The 16,851-nt window shown below is 68.9% G+C and carries 16 protein-coding genes and 1 tRNA gene; 4 read left to right on the top strand and 13 right to left on the bottom strand.

What is annotated here, in order from left to right; genetic code table 11:
- Window positions 1-46 precede the first annotated feature (46 nt).
- The 5 genes from uppS to rpsB form a co-directional block, all read right to left on the bottom strand.
- Window positions 47-733: a polyprenyl diphosphate synthase gene (uppS, locus tag EZ216_RS02265; protein WP_239024290.1), complete on the bottom strand. Its 687-nt coding sequence runs from the start codon at window positions 731-733 to the stop codon at window positions 47-49.
- A 107-nt stretch (window positions 734-840) separates the two neighbouring features.
- Window positions 841-1,404 carry a ribosome recycling factor gene (frr, locus tag EZ216_RS02260; RefSeq protein WP_135247948.1) on the bottom strand — a complete coding sequence of 188 codons (564 nt, stop codon included), beginning with the start codon at window positions 1,402-1,404 and terminating at the stop codon, window positions 841-843.
- A 28-nt stretch (window positions 1,405-1,432) separates the two neighbouring features.
- On the bottom strand, window positions 1,433-2,152 hold the full coding sequence (gene pyrH / locus EZ216_RS02255; protein ID WP_135247947.1) for a UMP kinase: 720 nt from the start codon (window positions 2,150-2,152) through the stop codon (window positions 1,433-1,435).
- A 151-nt stretch (window positions 2,153-2,303) separates the two neighbouring features.
- Window positions 2,304-3,194, bottom strand: coding sequence for a translation elongation factor Ts (gene tsf / locus EZ216_RS02250; RefSeq protein ID WP_135247946.1), 891 nt, complete (start codon window positions 3,192-3,194; stop codon window positions 2,304-2,306).
- 81 nt (window positions 3,195-3,275) lie between these two features.
- Window positions 3,276-4,028 carry a 30S ribosomal protein S2 gene (gene rpsB / locus EZ216_RS02245; RefSeq protein WP_135247945.1) on the bottom strand — a complete coding sequence of 251 codons (753 nt, stop codon included), beginning with the start codon at window positions 4,026-4,028 and terminating at the stop codon, window positions 3,276-3,278.
- Window positions 4,029-4,208: 180 nt separating this feature from the next.
- Between rpsB and EZ216_RS02240 the strand changes: the two genes are divergently transcribed.
- The 3 genes from EZ216_RS02240 to EZ216_RS02230 are packed head-to-tail and all read left to right on the top strand — an operon-like array spanning window position 4,209 to window position 8,276.
- Window positions 4,209-5,537, top strand: coding sequence for an amidase (locus EZ216_RS02240; RefSeq protein WP_135247944.1), 1,329 nt, complete (start codon window positions 4,209-4,211; stop codon window positions 5,535-5,537).
- Window positions 5,538-5,553: 16 nt separating this feature from the next.
- The gene (locus tag EZ216_RS02235) at window positions 5,554-6,825 is read left to right on the top strand and encodes a D-amino acid dehydrogenase (protein WP_135247943.1); all 1,272 of its coding nucleotides are present in this window, start codon (window positions 5,554-5,556) and stop codon (window positions 6,823-6,825) included.
- A gap of 23 nt (window positions 6,826-6,848) precedes the next feature.
- Window positions 6,849-8,276 carry an NAD(P)H-hydrate dehydratase gene (locus EZ216_RS02230; protein ID WP_135247942.1) on the top strand — a complete coding sequence of 476 codons (1,428 nt, stop codon included), beginning with the start codon at window positions 6,849-6,851 and terminating at the stop codon, window positions 8,274-8,276.
- Window positions 8,277-8,283: 7 nt separating this feature from the next.
- Here the strand turns inward: EZ216_RS02230 and EZ216_RS02225 are convergent, their stop codons facing one another.
- Both EZ216_RS02225 and rnr read right to left on the bottom strand, forming a co-directional pair.
- Complete coding sequence (locus EZ216_RS02225; protein ID WP_135247941.1) at window positions 8,284-9,045, bottom strand: SDR family oxidoreductase; 762 nt, start codon at window positions 9,043-9,045, stop codon at window positions 8,284-8,286.
- A gap of 16 nt (window positions 9,046-9,061) precedes the next feature.
- The gene (gene rnr / locus EZ216_RS02220; protein ID WP_239024254.1) at window positions 9,062-11,269 is read right to left on the bottom strand and encodes a ribonuclease R; all 2,208 of its coding nucleotides are present in this window, start codon (window positions 11,267-11,269) and stop codon (window positions 9,062-9,064) included.
- Between the two features lie 61 nt (window positions 11,270-11,330).
- Between rnr and EZ216_RS02215 the strand changes: the two genes are divergently transcribed.
- Window positions 11,331-11,415 (top strand) — tRNA-Leu (locus EZ216_RS02215).
- A 47-nt stretch (window positions 11,416-11,462) separates the two neighbouring features.
- Here the strand turns inward: EZ216_RS02215 and rimO are convergent.
- The 6 genes from rimO to EZ216_RS02185 form a co-directional block, all read right to left on the bottom strand.
- Window positions 11,463-12,842 carry a 30S ribosomal protein S12 methylthiotransferase RimO gene (gene rimO / locus EZ216_RS02210; RefSeq protein ID WP_135247939.1) on the bottom strand — a complete coding sequence of 460 codons (1,380 nt, stop codon included), beginning with the start codon at window positions 12,840-12,842 and terminating at the stop codon, window positions 11,463-11,465.
- Between the two features lie 68 nt (window positions 12,843-12,910).
- On the bottom strand, window positions 12,911-13,447 hold the full coding sequence (phaR, locus tag EZ216_RS02205) for a polyhydroxyalkanoate synthesis repressor PhaR (RefSeq protein ID WP_135247938.1): 537 nt from the start codon (window positions 13,445-13,447) through the stop codon (window positions 12,911-12,913).
- 116 nt (window positions 13,448-13,563) lie between these two features.
- Window positions 13,564-14,295, bottom strand: a complete 732-nt coding sequence (locus tag EZ216_RS02200; RefSeq protein ID WP_135247937.1) for an ABC transporter ATP-binding protein — start codon at window positions 14,293-14,295, stop codon at window positions 13,564-13,566.
- Window positions 14,292-15,026, bottom strand: coding sequence for an ABC transporter ATP-binding protein (locus tag EZ216_RS02195; protein WP_135247936.1), 735 nt, complete (start codon window positions 15,024-15,026; stop codon window positions 14,292-14,294). Before EZ216_RS02195 ends, EZ216_RS02200 begins: the two co-directional genes overlap by 4 nt.
- On the bottom strand, window positions 15,023-15,970 hold the full coding sequence (locus tag EZ216_RS02190; RefSeq protein WP_135247935.1) for a branched-chain amino acid ABC transporter permease: 948 nt from the start codon (window positions 15,968-15,970) through the stop codon (window positions 15,023-15,025). Before EZ216_RS02190 ends, EZ216_RS02195 begins: the two co-directional genes overlap by 4 nt.
- Window positions 15,967-16,830: a branched-chain amino acid ABC transporter permease gene (locus EZ216_RS02185; RefSeq protein ID WP_135247934.1), complete on the bottom strand. Its 864-nt coding sequence runs from the start codon at window positions 16,828-16,830 to the stop codon at window positions 15,967-15,969. Before EZ216_RS02185 ends, EZ216_RS02190 begins: the two co-directional genes overlap by 4 nt.
- Between the last annotated feature and the right edge of the window lie 21 nt (window positions 16,831-16,851).

Below are 16,851 nucleotides of genomic sequence, written 5' to 3'. Positions count from 1 at the left end.
TCCTGGACTTGTCTTGGGGCGGGCCTGAACCGAGCCTGCCGGACGGTCAGGCCGCCTTCTTCGCCGTGGCCGGCTGCAGCTGCTCGGAGGTGCGGCCGAAGCGCCTCTCGCGGCGCGCGAAATCGGCGATGGCTTCGTCCAGCGCCGCGGCGTCGAAGTCGGGCCACAGCTTGTCGCTGAAGTAGAGCTCGCTGTAGGCCGCCTGCCAGAGCAGGAAATTGCTGATGCGCTGCTCGCCGCCGGTGCGGATGACCAGGTCGGGGTCGGGCACGTGCGACAGCGACATCGCCGCGTCCAGGCTGCGCTCGGTGATGGGTTCGCCGCGTTCGGCCAGCCGCGCCGCCGCCTGGGCGATGTCCCAGCGGCCGCCGTAGTTGAAGCAGATGTTGAACAACAGGTGCGTGTTGCCGGCGGTGGCGGCCTCGGCCTGCAGCAGGCCCGCGCGCACCTTTTCCGACAGCGCGGACCGGTCGCCCACGAAATGGATGCGCACGCCTTCGGCCTTGAGATGCGGCACCTCGCGCGACAGCGCGACGGCCAGCAGTTCCATCAGGCCGGACACCTCCTCGGGCGGGCGGCTCCAGTTTTCGGACGAGAACGCGAACACCGTGAGCACCTTCACGCCGCGCTCGCCGCATTGGCGGACGCAGGCGCGCAGGGAATCGACGCCCTTCTTGTGGCCCGCCACGCGCGGCAGGAAACGCTTGGTCGCCCAGCGGCCGTTGCCGTCCATGACGATGGCGATGTGGTGGGGAACGGTCGTCACGTTGGGCGTCGAGCGTTGAGCGGGGGGACGGCTGGATTCACGCTGGACGCAGAAACGTCCAGCGCCGAACCTCTTCAGACCGCCATGATCTCCTGCTCCTTGGCCTCGACCATCTTGTCGATCTCGGCGATGTGACGGTCGGTCACCTTCTGGATGTCGCCTTCGGCGCGCTTCTGGTCGTCTTCCGAGGCGGCCTTGTCCTTCACCAGCTTCTTGACCGCGTCGTTGGCGTCGCGGCGCAGGTTGCGCACGGCGATCTTGGCGGCCTCGCCTTCGTGGCGGACGAGCTTGGTCATCTCCTTGCGGCGCTCCTCGCTCATCGGCGGCATAGGCACGCGGATGAGTTCGCCCATGGAGGCGGGGTTCAGGCCCAGGTCGCTGTCGCGGATGGCCTTCTCGATCTTGGGACCCATGCCCTTTTCCCAGGGCTGCACGCTCAGCGTGCGGGCGTCCAGCACCGACACGTTGGCCACCTGGCCGATGGGCACCATGGAGCCGTAGTAGTCGACCTGCACGCTGTCGAGCAGGCCGGGGCTGGCGCGGCCGGTGCGGATCTTGGCGAGGTTGTTCTTGAAGGCGGCGATGGACTGGTCCATCTTGCCCTCGGTGGATTTCTTGGTCTCGGCGATGGTGGCCATCTCGCTCTCCTTCCTCTTGTCTTGTGCGTCAGGCGTAGACCAGGGTGCCCTCGTCCTCGCCCATCACCACGCGCTTGAGGGCGCCGTGCTTGAAGATGGAGAAGACCTTGATCGGCAGCTTCTGGTCACGGCACAGCGCGAACGCCGTGGCGTCCATGATCCCCAGGTTCTGCGCCATCGCGTCGTCGAACGTGATCTTGCTGTAGCGCCTGGCGGACGGGTCCTTCTTCGGGTCGGCCGAATACACGCCGTCCACCTTGGTCGCCTTGAGCACCAGCTCGGCGCCGATCTCGGCGCCGCGCAGCGCCGCGGCGGTGTCGGTGGTGAAGAAGGGGTTGCCCGTGCCGGCGGCGAAGATCACCACCTTGCCTTCTTCCAGGTACTGCAGCGCCTTGGGCCGCACGTACGGCTCCACGACCTGCTCGATGGCGATGGCGGACATCACGCGGGCGGTGAGGCCCGACTTGTCCATGGTGTCGGCCAGGGCCAGCGCGTTCATCACGGTGGCCAGCATGCCCATGTAGTCGGCCGTGGCGCGGTCCATGCCGACCGAGCCGCCGGCCACGCCGCGGAAGATGTTGCCGCCGCCGATGACCACCGCGACCTGCACGCCGCTGTTCACGACCTCGGCCACCTCCTCGACCATGCGCACGATGGTCGCGCGGTTGATGCCGAAGGCGTCGTCCCCCATCAGCGCTTCACCCGAAAGCTTCAGCAGGATGCGCTTGTGGGCGGGCGACGATGGCATGGATGGGTTCCCTTGGTGTGTTCGAGCAATGACGAATGACTTTGCGGCCTCGCCGCTCAATGACGCAATGACTGGGCCGCGCCCGCCATTTTGTCATCGATGCCGGCAGGCGAGGTCATGCGGCGCGGCCGCGTCATTCGTCATTCGGGCGTCAGGCGCCCTTGGCGGCGGCGACCTGGGCGGCGACTTCGGCGGCGAAGTCGTCCACCTTCTTCTCGATGCCCTCGCCCACCACGTACAGGGTGAAGCCCTTCACGGTGGTGTTCGCGGCCTTGAGCATCTGCTCCACGGTCTGCTTGTCGTTCTTGACGAACGGCTGGTTGAACAGGGACACCTCCTTGAGGTACTTCTGCACCGAGCCTTCGATCATCTTGGCGGCGATGTCCGCCGGCTTGCCGGATTCGGCGGCCTTGGCGGTGGCGACGCTGCGCTCCTTCTCGATGAGCTCGGCGGGCACGTCGGCCGACTGCAGCGCCACCGGCTTCATCGCGGCCACGTGCATGGCCACGTCCTTGGCGGCCGTGTCGTCGCCCGTGTACTCAACCACCACGCCGATGCGGGTGCCATGCAGGTACGAGGCCAGCTTGCTGCCGCCTTCGAAGCGCTTGAAGCGGCGGAAGTTCATGTTCTCGCCGATCTTGCCCACCAGGCCCTTGCGCACGTCTTCCAGCGTGGGGCCGAACCCGTCCTGGCTGTACGGCAGCGCCACCAGCGCCGCCACGTCGGCCGGGTTGTTCTTCACGATCAGCTGCGCGGCGGCATTGGCCATGGCCAGGAAGCTGTCGTTCTTGGTGACGAAGTCGGTCTGGCAATTGACTTCCAGCAGGGCCCCGGTGGTGCCTTCGATGCTGGCCGTCACCACGCCTTCGGCGGTGATGCGGTCCGCGGCCTTGCTGGCCTTGTTGCCGAGCTTGACGCGCAGCAGCTCCTCGGCCTTGTCCATGTTGCCTTCGGCCTCGGTGAGCGCCTTCTTGCACTCCATCATCGGGGCGTCGGTCTTGGCGCGCAGTTCGGCGACCATGCTTGCGGTGATTGCTGCCATTTGAATTTTCCTTCTGCTGTTCAGTGGTCCGGACGGTAAAAAGGGGCCCGAGAGCCCCTTCCTGGATGCGGGGGCGCGCGCTCAGGCGCCGGCGCCTTCCTCGACCTCGACGAACTCGTCGCCGCCCTCGGAGACGGCGCGAACCACGTCGTTGACGGCGCTGGAGCGGCCTTCCAGCACGGCGTCGGCGATGCCGCGGGCGTACAAGGCGACGGCCTTGGCCGAGTCATCGTTGCCGGGGATCACGTAGTCGATGCCTTCGGGCGAGTGGTTGGAGTCCACCACGCCGACCAGCGGGATGCCCAGCTTCTTGGCTTCGGACACGGCGATCTTGTGGAAGCCCACGTCGATCACGAAGATGGCGTCCGGCAGGGTGTTCATGTCCTGGATGCCGCCGATGTCCTTCTCGAGCTTTTCCATCTCGCGCTGGAACATCAGCTGTTCCTTCTTGCTCATCGACTCGAGGCCGGCTTCCTGCTGGGCCTTCATGTCCTTCAGGCGCTTGATGGAGGTCTTGACCGTCTTGAAGTTGGTCAGCATGCCGCCCAGCCAGCGCTGGTCGACGAAGGGCACGCCGGCGCGCTTGGCTTCCTGGGCCACGATCTCGCGGGCCTGGCGCTTGGTGCCCACCATCAGGATGGTGCCGCGATTGGCGGCCAGCTGCTTCACGAACTTGGAAGCTTCCTGGAACATCGGAAGCGACTTTTCCAGGTTGATGATGTGGATCTTGTTGCGGGAGCCGAAGATGAACGGGGCCATCTTCGGGTTCCAGAAGCGGGTCTGGTGGCCGAAATGGACACCGGCTTCCAGCATTTCGCGCATGGAGACTGCCATGATTGGTTTCCTAGGTTGGGTCTAGAATCCGCCCCGCAATCGAGGGGGCCGTGCGGCCCTCGCGACACCTGGTAGGAACGGATTCGGGATTTGTTCCGCCGGTCTCGCGGCGCCGCACCATGCAGCCACCACCCGGCAAAACCACAGGATTCTAACACACCCCTCCCCTCGCGCCTTCCCATGGACGACCTCATCGCCACCCGTGTGCAGCTCGGCCGCGGCCAGGGCAGCGCCGCGGAGGCTTTCTCCGCCGCGCTGGCCATGACCCAGTCGCCCGCCTGCCGCCACGCCTTCCTGCGCACCCTGCCCGAAGAGGCGCAGGCCGCTTCCCGGGACCAGGCACGCCAACTGCCGCTGGCCGGCCTGCCCGTGTCCATCAAGGACCTGTTCGACATCGAAGGCCAGCCCACCGCGGCCGGCTCCACCGTGCTGGCCGACGCGCCGCCGGCTCGCGCCGACAGCGCAGCCGTGGCGCGCCTGCGCGCGGCGGGCGCCAGCCTGGTCGGCCGCACCAACATGACCGAGTTCGCCTTCTCGGGCGTGGGCGTCAACCCGCACCACGGTACGCCGGCCAATCCCGCCGACACCGCCGTGCCGCGCATCCCGGGCGGCTCGTCGTCCGGCGCGGCCGTGTCGGTCGCCACCGGCGCGGCCTTCATCGGCCTGGGCTCGGACACCGGCGGCTCCATCCGCATCCCGGCCGCGCTGTGCGGCATCGTCGGCTTCAAGAACACCGCCCGTCTCACGCCCCTGGAAGGCGCGCTGCCGCTGTCCACCACGCTGGACACCGTGTGCGCGATGACGCGTTCGGTGCGCGACGCGGTGCTGGCGCATGAAGTCCTCGCCAACCGCCGCGTGGTGCTCGAGAACAAGCCGCTGGCGCAGCGCCGCTTCGCCGTCGTGCGCACGCAGCTGCTCGACGGCATGGACTCGGCGGTGGCGCAAGCCTTCGAAGCGGCCCTTCGCACCTTGCGCGGCGCCGGCGCGAGCATCGAAGAGATCGAGCTCGAAGCCATCCGCGACCTGGGCACCCTCCAGTCCATGGGCGGCTTCACCGCGGCCGAAAGCTACGCGTGGCACCGCCAGCTGCTGGCCCGCGCCGGCGAAGGCTACGACCCGCGCGTGCGCGCACGCATCGAGCGCGGCGTGGCGATGAAAGCCTGGGAATACGTGGACCTGGTGCGGGCACGCGCCGGCTGGATCGCCAAAGTCGAAGGCGCCCTGCGCGGTTACGACGCCGTGCTGACACCCACCGTGCCCATCACCGCCCCGGCCATCGCCGACGTGGCGCCGGGCGCGGAACGCGACGAAGCCTTCTTCCGCGTGAACGCCCTGCTCCTGCGCAACACCAGCGTGGTGAACATGCTCGACGGCTGCGCGCTGTCGCTGCCCTGCCACGCGCCCGGCAGCCTGCCGGTGGGCCTGTCGCTGTGGCACGGCGCGATGCACGACGACACGGTGCTGGACGCCGGCCTGGCGGTGGAAGCCGCCCTGCAGCCGCGGCACTGAAGGGACCGAAGTACCCGTGAAAGTCGCCGTCATCGGCGCCGGCATCATCGGCGTCACCACTGCGTACGAACTCGCGGCCGATGGCCACGACGTCACCGTCTTCGAACGCCGCGGCGCGGTCGCGGAAGAAACCAGCTTCGCCAATGCCGGCATGGTCGCGCCCGGCTATGTCACACCCTGGGCCGCGCCCGGCATGCCGGGCAAGGTGCTGCGCTACCTGTTCAGCCGGCACGCGCCGGTGAAGCTGGTGCCGCCGGTGTCGGCCGCCGAGCTGGGCTGGATGTGGCAGTGGTGGCGCCACTGCAAGCTGGACACCTACCTGGCCAACCGCGCGCGCATGCAGCGCCTGGCCTTCTTCAGCCGCGAGCGGCTGCACTGGCTGACCGATTCGCTGCAGCTGGAATACGACCACAGTCCCGGCTACATGGTGATGCTGCGGTCCGAGAAGGACCAGCGCCTGGTGCAGCCCAGCCTGCAGGTGCTGCGCGACGCGGGCGTCGCCTTCCACGAGATCGACGCGGCCACCGCGCGCGCCGTGGAACCCGCGCTCAACCCCGACACCGAATTCCTCGGCGCCGTGCACCTGCCCGACGACGAGGCGGGCAACTGCCGCCAGTTCGCGCTGCTGCTCAAGGACGTCGCGCGCGGGCTGGGCGTGAAGTTCGAGTTCAACACCGCGGTGCAGCCGCTGGACCGCGCTTCGCCCACCACGCTGGTGGTGCAGGCGGACGGGCAGGCGCCGCGCCAGCAGACTTTCAATGCCGTCGTGGTGTGCGGTGGGTTGTCTTCCGCCGCGCTGCTGCGCCCCGTCGGCCTGCGCATCCCGCTGGCAGCGGTGTACGGCTACTCCGTCAGCGCGCCCATCCGCGAGCCGCTCAACGCGCCGCGCGGCGCGGTGATGGACGAGCGCTACAAGGTCGCCATCACGCGCCTGGGCCAGCGCGTGCGCGTGGCGGGCAGCGCGGAGATCGGCGGCGGTCCCACGCACAAGCGGCCGCAGGCGCTGCAGACGCTCTACAAGGTGCTGCACGACTGGTTCCCAGGCGCGGCGCAGCTGTCGAACACCGGCGCCGCGGTGCAGGAATGGAAAGGCGCGCGGCCCATGCTGCCGGACGGCCCGCCCGTGCTGGGCGCTTCCGGCATCCCCGGCGTGTGGCTGAACCTGGGCCACGGCTCCACCGGCTGGGCCATGTCCTGCGGCAGCGCGCGCGTGGTCGCCGACCTGATGGGCGGCAACGCGCCGCTGCTGGACCTGGAAGGCCTGGGCGTCGAGCGTCTCACGGGCTGATCGCGGCGCGCACAATGCGCGCCATGCTGAAGGTCACCTTCGACCGCCCCTGGCCGCTGCACGGCACCGCGGCCACGCGCCGCATCGAGCAGGAAGCGGCGGCCTCGCTGCCGGCGCATGCGTTGATGGAACGCGCGGGCCTGGCCGTTGCACGCCTGGCGCTGGCCATCGCGCCGCACGCGCACCGCGTGTGGGTGGCCTGCGGGCCCGGCAACAACGGTGGCGACGGCCTGGAAGCCGCGGTGCACCTGCATCGCTGGGGCAAGGCCGTGACCGTCACGCTCGCCGGCTCACCCGACAAGCTGCCGCCCGATGCCGCGAACGCGTGGCGCAAGTGCCGCGAGGCCGGCGTGCCGGTCGCGGACGCGTTGCCCAGCGCGTGGGATCTCGGCATCGATGCGTTGCTGGGACTGGGGAGCAGCCGGCCGTTGGAAGACGCGTTGGCCGCCGCGGCCGGGCGAATGAGCGCTTCGGCCTCGCCCGTGCTGGCGATCGACCTGCCGAGCGGGCTGAACGCCGACACGGGCAATGGCCAGTCGGTTCGCGCGGCTCACACGGTGTCGCTGCTCACGCTGAAGCCCGGACTGTTCACCGGCGCGGGCCGGGATGCCGCCGGCGAGCTGTGGTTCGACGATCTCGGCGTGCAAGCGGCGGAAGCACCCACCGCGCAGCTCGCCGGTCCCGCGCCCGTCCGTGTGCGTGCGCATGCGAGCCACAAGGGCTTGAACGGCGACGTTGCCGTCATCGGCGGCGCGCCAGGCATGGCCGGCGCGGCGGTGCTCGCGGCGACGTCGGCCCTCTGCGGCGGCGCGGGCCGTGTGTTCCTCGCGCCGCTGGACACCGGCTTCGGCGCGGCCGTGCCGGGCTGGCCGGAGCTGATGGTGCGTGCCTGGGATGCGTTGCCGCTCGAATCGATCTCCGTCGCGTGCGGCTGCGGCGGCGGCGACGCCGTGGCGGCCATGTTGCCCGCCGTGCTGTCGCGCGCGAAGTGGCTGGTGCTCGATGCGGACGCGCTGAACGCGATCGCGGCCGATGCCTCGCTGCAAGAGACACTGCGGCGCCGCGGCAGACCCACGGTCCTCACGCCCCACCCGCTGGAGGCCGCGCGGCTGCTGGGCACCAGCACCGCGCAAGTGCAAGGCGACCGCCTGCGCGCCGCGCAGGAACTGGGCGAACGCTCGAAAGCCGTCGTCGTGCTCAAGGGTTCCGGCACGGTGATCGCGGCGCCGGGCACCACGCCTTCGATCAACCCCACCGGCAACGGCAGGCTCGCCACCGGCGGCACGGGCGACGTGCTCGCCGGCCTGGTGGCCGCTGCGTTGCCGGTGTCTTCCGATGCGCTGCAGGCCGCCGCGCATGCCGTGTACCGCCACGGCAAGGCCGCGGACGACTGGCCTGCCGGCGAACCGCTGACGGCGGGCGCGCTGGCCCGCCGACTTCACCTGGACTGAGAGGGTTTCAGCCGCGGCCCACGAAGGGCATCTTGGTGGCCATCACCGTGTGGAACAGCACGTTGGCTTCCAGCGGCAGGTTGGCCATGTAGAGGATGGACTGGCCGACGATGGAAACGTCCATCAGCGGTTCCACCGCGATCTCGCCGTTGGCCTGCGGCACGCCCTTGGCCATGCGCGCGGCCAGGTCGGTGAGCGCGTTGCCGATGTCGATCTGGCCCACCGCGATGTCGTGCTTGCGGCCGTCGAGCGAAGCGGTCTTGGTCAGGCCCGTCACGGCGTGCTTGGTGGCCGTGTAGGCGATGGACCCCGGCCGCGGCGCGTGCGCCGAGATCGAGCCGTTGTTGATGATGCGGCCGCCCTTGGGCGACTGCGACTTCATCACGCGGAAGGCCTCGCGGATGCAATAGAACATGCCGTTGAGGTTGGTGTCGACCACGCGCTTCCAGTCCTCGATGGCGATGTCTTCCAGCGCCGCGCCGCCCAGGCCCATGCCGGCGTTGTTGAACACGAGGTCCACGCGGCCGAACTTCTTCACCGTCGTGGCGAACAGCGCCTCGACCGCCGCCGGGTCCGTGACGTCGGTGGGCACGCCCAGCGCGCGATCGCCCGCGTTCGCTTCGGCCGCCGCCGCGTCCAGCGCGTCCTGCCGGCGGCCCGCCAGCGCCACGTGCCAGCCATCCGCCAGCAGCGCCAGCGCCGCGGCCTTGCCGATGCCGCTGCCGCCGCCCGTCACGATGGCCACGCGGCCCTTGCCCTTGCTGTCCATGGCCTCGATCTCCTGCTTATCGCCGCCCTTTGCGGCCGTTCTTGCCCTTGGAAGCCACCGCCTTCTTGACCGCGGCTTTCAGGTTCTGCTCCGGCGCGCGAGTGGCGCGGCCCGTCTTGCGCGCCGGCTTGGCCGCCGCGCCCTTGCGCGGTGCGCCCGCGGCGACGCCCTTGTCGCGCATGGCACGCGATTCAAGTTCCTCACCTTCGCGCACCAGCCGGAAGTCGATCTTGCGACCATCCAGGTCGACGCGGCTGACCTGCACCCGCACCCGCGAGCCGATGGCGTAGCGAATGCCGGTGCGCTCGCCGCGAAGTTCCTGGCGCGCCTCGTCGAACTTGAAGTACTCGCCGCCCAGCTCGGTGATGTGCACCAGGCCTTCGACGTACAGCTGGTCCAGCGTGACGAAGATGCCGAACGTGGTGGCCGCGCTGACCACGCCGCCGTATTCCTCGCCCAGGTGTTCGCGCATGTACTTGCACTTGAGCCAGGCTTCCACGTCGCGGCTGGCTTCGTCGGCGCGGCGCTCGTTGGCGCTGCAATGCAGGCCCGCGGCTTCCCAGGCCTGCGTTTCCTTCGGGTTGGCCATCGCCGGCTTCTTCTTCGGCGCGGCGACGCGCGAAGCCAGCCGGCGGGCCAGCTTCTCGTGCGCCTCGCCCGGCGTGGGCAGCGCGGGCAGCGTGTAGTGCCCGTTGCCCAGGATGGCCTTGATCACGCGGTGCACCAGCAGGTCCGGGTAGCGCCGGATCGGGCTGGTGAAGTGCGTGTAGGCGTCGTAGGCCAGGCCGAAGTGGCCACTGTTGATCGGCGTGTAGATCGCCTGCTGCATGGACCGCAGCAGCATGGTGTGGATCTGCTGCGCGTCAGGGCGGTCCTTCACCGCGGCGGCGATGCGCTGGAACTCCATCGGCATCGGTTCGTCGCTGACCGACAGGCCCACGCCCATCGCCTTCAGGTAGTTGCGCAGGATCTCCTTCTTCTCCGGCGTCGGGCCTTCGTGCACGCGGTACAGGCCCGGGTGCTTGGACTGCTGGATGAAGTCGGCCGAGCAGACGTTGGCGGCCAGCATGGCTTCCTCGATCAGCCGGTGCGCGTCGTTGCGGGTGCGCGGCACGATCTTCTCGATGCGGCCGCTCTCGTCGCAGACGATCTGCGTTTCCACCGTATCGAAGTCCATCGCGCCGCGGGCCTCGCGCGCCTTCAGCAGCGCGCGGTACACGTCGTGCAGGTTGATCAGGTCGCCCACCAGGTCCTTGCGCCGCTGCGCTTCGGGCCCGCGCGTGTTGGCCAGGATGGCCGCCACCTCGGTGTACGTGAAGCGAGCGTGGCTCCACATCACCGCCGGGTAGAACTGGTAGGCCTGGATCTCGCCGGTGGCCGTGATCAGCATGTCGCAGACCATGCACAGCCGGTCGACTTCGGGGTTGAGCGAGCACAGGCCGTTGGACAGCTTCTCCGGCAGCATCGGGATGACACGGCGCGGGAAGTACACGCTGGTGGCGCGCTCGTACGCGTCGACGTCGATCGGCTCGCCCGTCTGCACGTAGTGGCTGACGTCGGCGATGGCCACCAGCAGGCGCCAGCCCTTGCCGCGGCCCACCTTCGCGGGCTCGCAGTACACGGCGTCGTCGAAGTCGCGCGCGTCCTCGCCGTCGATGGTGACCAGCGGCACGTCGGTGAGGTCGACGCGGTGCTTGCGGTCGGCGGGCCGCACCTTGTCGGGCAGCAGCCGCGACTGCGCGATGCAGGCGTCGGAGAACTCGTGCGGCACGCCGTACTTGCGCACCGCGATCTCGATCTCCATGCCGGGGTCGTCGATCTCGCCCAGCACTTCCTTCACGCGGCCCACGGGCTGGCCGTACAGGCTGGGCGGCTCGGTGAGTTCCACCACGACCACCTGGCCGGGCTTGGCCGTGCCGGTGGCGCCCTTGGGGATCAGGACGTCCTGGCCGTAGCGCTTGTCTTCCGGCGCGACCAGCCAGACGCCGCTTTCGTGCAGCAGGCGGCCGATGATCGGCTGCGGCGGCCGCTCGACGATCTCGACCACGCGCCCCTCAGGGCGGCCCTTGCGGTCGTGCCGCACGATGCGCACGCGCACGCGGTCCTTGTGCAGGACCGCGCGCATCTCATTGGGCGGCAGGTAGATGTCGGTCTCGCCGTCGTCCCTGGCGACATAGCCGTGGCCATCGCGATGGCCCTGGATCGTTCCCTCGACTTCATCCAAAAGTCCGGTCGAGTGTTGAGGTCCGATGTTTTTGATATAGAATCCTTTTCTTTCCTGAAATGCCCAGGTGGCGGAATTGGTAGACGCACTAGTTTCAGGTACTAGCGAGTAACATCGTGGGGGTTCGAGTCCCTTCCTGGGCACCAAGTCAAATGATAAAGCCGGCGCGAGCCGGCTTTATTTATTTCTGCCCTCAGATCGGCATCCCGACGAGGTCGTGGCCTTCGGTGGCCACGATGCGGGCGCGAGTGAACTCGCCCACCTTCAGTTGCTTGCTCAGCTTTTCCGGCGGCAGCAGGCGCACGGTGCCGTCGATCTCCGGCGCATCCGCGTAGCTGCGTCCCACCCCGCCCTTGCGGCCCAGGCCCGGCGCCGAATCCACCAGCACCTGCATCGTCGCGCCGACGCGGCGGTGCAACCTTTCGGCTGACACCTGTTCGGCCACTTCCATGAAGCGAGCGCGGCGCTCCTCGCGAACCTCGGCCGGCAGCATGCCGGGGAGGTCGTTGGCGGCCGCGCCTTCCACGGGGCTGTACGCGAAGCAGCCCGCGCGGTCGATCTGCGCCTCGCGCACGAAATCCAGCAGGTCCTGGAATTCGGCCTCGGTCTCACCGGGGAAGCCGGCGATGAAGGTGCTGCGCACCACCAGTTCCGGACAGGCTTCGCGCCAGGCGCGAATGCGCTCCAGGTTCTTCTCGCCGCTGGCCGGGCGCTTCATCCGCCGCAGCACGTCGGGATGGCTGTGCTGCAGCGGCACGTCCAGGTACGGCAGCACCGCGCCCGTGGCCATCAGCGGAACCACTTCATCCACCGACGGGTACGGATAGACGTAGTGCAGGCGCACCCAGGCGCCGTACGGGCGCGCCAGTTCGCCGAGTTCGCGCACCAGGTCCAGCATGCGAGTCTTCACGGGCCGGCCATCGAAGAAACCGGTGCGGTACTTCGTGTCGACACCGTACGCGGAGGTGTCCTGGCTCACCACCAGCAACTCCTTCACGCCGGACTCGAACAGCGCGCGTGCTTCCTTCAGCACGTCGCCCACCGGCCGGCTCACCAGGTCGCCGCGCATGGAAGGGATGATGCAGAACGTGCAGCGGTGGTTGCAGCCCTCGCTGATCTTCAGGTACGCGTAGTGGCGCGGCGTGAGCTTGATGCCCGCGGCCGGCACCAGGTCGACGAAGGGATCGTGCGGCTTGGGCAGGTGCGCATGCACCGCGTCCATCACCTCCTGCGTGGCGTGCGGGCCGGTGACGGCCAGCACCGACGGGTGCATCTGGCGCACCAGGTTGCCGCCGCCCTCGCCTTCGCGCGCGCCCAGGCAGCCGGTGACGATGACCCGGCCGTTGGCCGACAGCGCCTCGCCGATGGAATCCAGGCTTTCCTTTACCGCATCGTCGATGAAGCCGCAGGTGTTGACGATCACCAGGTCGGCGCCTTCGAAGGTCTTGGACGTGGTGTAGCCCTCGGCGGACAGCTGGGTGAGGATCAGTTCCGAATCGGTCAGGGCCTTGGGGCAGCCGAGACTGACGAACCCCACTTTCGGGGCCGCCTCGGCGGTCGTGTTTTCGCTCATGGCCTGCATTGTCCCAGAGCGACGGTGGGCCCGTTCGGCACAGGCCCATCAGGGCGCAAGGAGGAACCTCAGCGCTTGCCGAGGAAGGCGCCGAGCATCTGCTCGGTCTGCTTCTGCATCTGTTCCTGCATCTTGTCGAACATGCTCTTGGACTGCTCGACGTAGCTGCCCATCATCCCCTGCATCAGCGGGTTCTGCATGTTCATGAACTGCGCCCACATCTCGGGCGTCAGCGTCTTGGACTGCTCGGCCAGCTTGGCCTGGATGTCGGTGAACGCCTGGACGTTCTTCTCCAGGTAGCTGCCCATGAAGCCCTGCGCCGCGTGGCCGTAGAAGCGGATGATGTTGGCCAGCGCCGCCTCGCTGAACATCGGCGCGCCGCCCGTCTCTTCCTCCAGGATGATCTGCAACAGGATGCTGCGAGTGAGGTCCTCGTTGGACTTGGCGTCGCGCACGGTGAACGGCTCGCTGTCCATCACCAGCTGCTTCACTTCCGCCAGCGTGATGTACGAGGACGTGTCCGTGTCGTACAGCCGCCGGTTGGGGTACTTCTTGATCACGCGCTGCGCGGGTTGCGCGTTCGGTGCGGCTTTCTTGCTGGTCACGGACGGGACTCCTGGTAGCGGGGCGGCACTGTTGCGTTGCAGCAGATTCTAGGGAGCGTGCTGCACCTCGTGCCACGGGTCAACCCTTACCGACGCGCGCACTGCACGCCTGCGCGTCACATCCCCAGGTACGCCTGCTGCACAGCCGGATCATCGACCAGGTCCTTCGCGCTGCCACTGAGCACCACGCGACCGGTTTCGATCACGTAGCCGCGGTCCGCGCCGGACAACGCGATCTGCACGTCCTGCTCCACCAGCAGCACGGTGACGCCATCGCGGCGGATCTGCGCAAGCACCTCCATGAGCTGGTCGACCACCACCGGCGCGAGGCCCAGGCTCATCTCGTCGACCATCATCAGCACCGGCGCCGCCATCAGGGCGCGCGCCATCGCGCACATCTGCTGCTCGCCGCCGGACATGCTGCCGGCCAGTTGACGACGCCGCTCGCCCAGCCGCGGGAACAGCGCGTACATGCGATCCAGATCGCGCGACAGCGCCGCCTTGTCGCCGCGCCGGTAGCCGCCCATCAGCAGGTTGTCCTGCACCGTCATGCGCCCGAACAGCTGGCGGCCCTCGGGCACCTGCACCAGGCCCAGGCCGAACACCTGGTCCGGCGTCAGGGTCCGCAGCTCCCGGCCCGCGAGCGCGATGCTGCCGGTGCATGGCAACAGGCGCGAGAGCGCGCGCAGCAGCGTGGTCTTGCCGGCGCCGTTGCCGCCGACCAGGGCAACCATCTCGGCCTTGTTCACCTCGATCGAAATCTCGTGCAGCACCGGCATGCCGCCATAGCCGGCGGACAAGCCCTCGACCTTCAGCAACGGCGTGCCGTCATGCGCGGGGTCGCTCATGCGCGCCTCTTGCCGAGGTAGGCCTGCACCACGGCCGGATCCGACAGCACCGCGTCGGGCGCGCCGTCGGCGATCTTCTCGCCGTGGTGCAGCACCAGCAGCCGGTCCGACAGGCTCTTGATCGCCTTGATCACGTGCTCGATCACCAGCACGCTGATGCCCTGGTCCCGCACCTTGCGGATCACGCCGATCACCTCGTCGATCTCGACGTGGTTCAGGCCCGCCATCACCTCGTCGCACAGCAGCAGCTTCGGTTTCATCGCCAGCGCCTTGGCCAGCTCCAGCCGCTTGCGGCCGGGGCCGCCGAGCTCGTCGGCGCGCTGGCCGGCGAACCGGCCCAGGCCGACGAAGTCCAGGCACTCGCGCGCCTGCTCCCGCGCCTTCGCCAGTTCCGATTCGCCGCCGCCCTGGCCGAACAGCGCGCCGACCGCCACGTTGTCCTGCACCGACAGGCCGGGGAACGGCTGCATGATCTGGAACGTCCGGCCGATGCCCAGCCGCGCGCGGCGGAAAGCCGGCAGGCGATTGATCGGATGGCCCTGGAACAGCACCTCGCCCTCGCTGGGCGGGATGGTGCCGCTGACCAGGCTGATCAGCGTGGTCTTGCCGGCGCCGTTCGGGCCGATCACGCCGAGGATCTCGTCCTGGGCCAGCGTGAAACTCACGTCGCGCACCGCCACCAGCCCGGCGAACCGCCGGGTCACGTGCCGGACTTCGAGCCGCGCGTTCACAGCCAGTTCGCCCGCACGTTCTCCGCGAAGTAGCGCCAGCCCGCCTGGCGCACCCGCCGCGCCAGGTCGGCCAGGCCGCGCGGCATCAGCACGACCGCGGCGACGATGACCAGCCCGAAGAACAGGCCGGCGATGCTGGTCACCTCGCTCGACAGCACCTCGGAGATCGCCGACAGCGACAACGCGCCGACGATGGGCCCGAACACGGTGCCCGCGCCGCCGAACACCGTCATGATGATCATCCTGACGTTCAGGCTGATGTCGAAGGCGCTCTCCGGGTCGAGGAAGGTGATCCAGTAGGCGTGGATGCCGCCGGCCAGCGCGGAGAACACGCCCGACAGCGCGAAGGCCAGCACCTTGTACAGCGTGGTGTTGACGCCCATCACCGCCGCGCCTTCCTCGTTCTCGCGGATCGCGATCAGGCCGAAGCCGAAGCGGCTGCGCGTGAGCCAGTACACCACCACCGTCGCGATCACCAGCAGCGCCAGCGACAGGCCGTAGAACAGGCGGTCGTTGTTCAGCGGCGGCAGCACCAGGCCGATGTTCTGGCCGGCGAGCGGGACGTTGGAGACGATCGCGGCCATCACCTGCGCCAGGGCCAGCGTCGCGATCGCGAAATAGTGGCCGCGCAGCCGCAGCACCGGCAGGCCGAGCAGGAAGGCGAACACCAGCGCCATCGCCACGCCGAAGGCCATCCCGCCCCAGAAGGGCTGGTGCCACTGCAGCATCGCGATCCCCACGCCGTAGCCACCCAGGCCGTAGAAAACGGAGTTGCCGAACGATGCGTAGCCGGTGTAGCCGCCGATGATGTTCCAACCCTGCGCCAGCACGGCCAGCAGCAGCGCGTTGATGCCGAACTGCAGCAGCACGTCCGAGCCATACCAGGGCACGCCGGCCAGCACCAGCAGCGCGACCACCACCAGCGCGCGCTGCCAGGCCTTCATGCGGTCTTCCCCAGCAGGCCCGTGGGCCGCACGATCAGCACCAGCACCAGGATGCCGAAGCTCGCGACATCGGCGAAGGTCGGGCCGATGTACAGCGTGGTCAAGGATTCGACGATGCCCAGGAAGAGGCCGCCGACCAGCACGCCCAGCGGGTTGTCGAGCCCGCCGATGATCGAGATCGCGAACGACTTGGCGGTCAGCGTCGCGCCGATGTACGGGTTGATCTGCGACACCACGCCGTACAGCCCGCCCGCAGCACCGGCCAGCGCGATGCCGATCGCGAACGTCGTCGCGTACAGGTGCCGCGGCTCCACGCCATACAGGCGCGCGGCGACCAGGTTCTGGGCGGTCGCGCGGATGGCGCGCCCCAGCCGGGTGTGCAGCAGGAACAGCCACATGCCGAAGGTCAGCACCAGCGCGCCGGCGAACGCGCCGAGCCGCGCCACCGGCAGCACCACCGGCCCCCATTGCAGCTGCTCGCCGGCATACGGCGGGTTGATCGTGCGGAAGTCCGCCGAGAACGCGAGCTGCGCGAGGTAGGTCAGCACCACCTCCAGCCCGAAGGTGAGCAGCAGCGTGTTGAACATCGGCGCGCGGACGATCAGGTTCAGCAGGCCGCGCTGCAGCAGGTAGCCCACCGCGTACATCACGGCCGCGGTGATCGGCAGCCCCAGGAACGGGTCGACGTGCAGGTAGCGGAACAAGTGCCAGGAGCAATAGGCGCCCAGCATGATGAAGGCGCCGTGCGCCAGGTTGACGATGTTGAGCACGCCCCAGACCAGCGCGAGGCCCAGCGCCATGATCGCGTACAGCCCGCCCAGCAGGATGCCGTTGACGAGGACTTGCGCGAGCAGATCCACGGCGTGTTCCGTGGCGGCGGG

Source organism: Ramlibacter humi (genome assembly GCF_004681975.1).
GTDB lineage: Bacteria > Pseudomonadota > Gammaproteobacteria > Burkholderiales > Burkholderiaceae_C > Ramlibacter > Ramlibacter humi.
The sequence above is the reverse complement of the archived record's forward strand: the minus strand, read 5'-3'. Positions and strand labels throughout refer to the sequence as shown.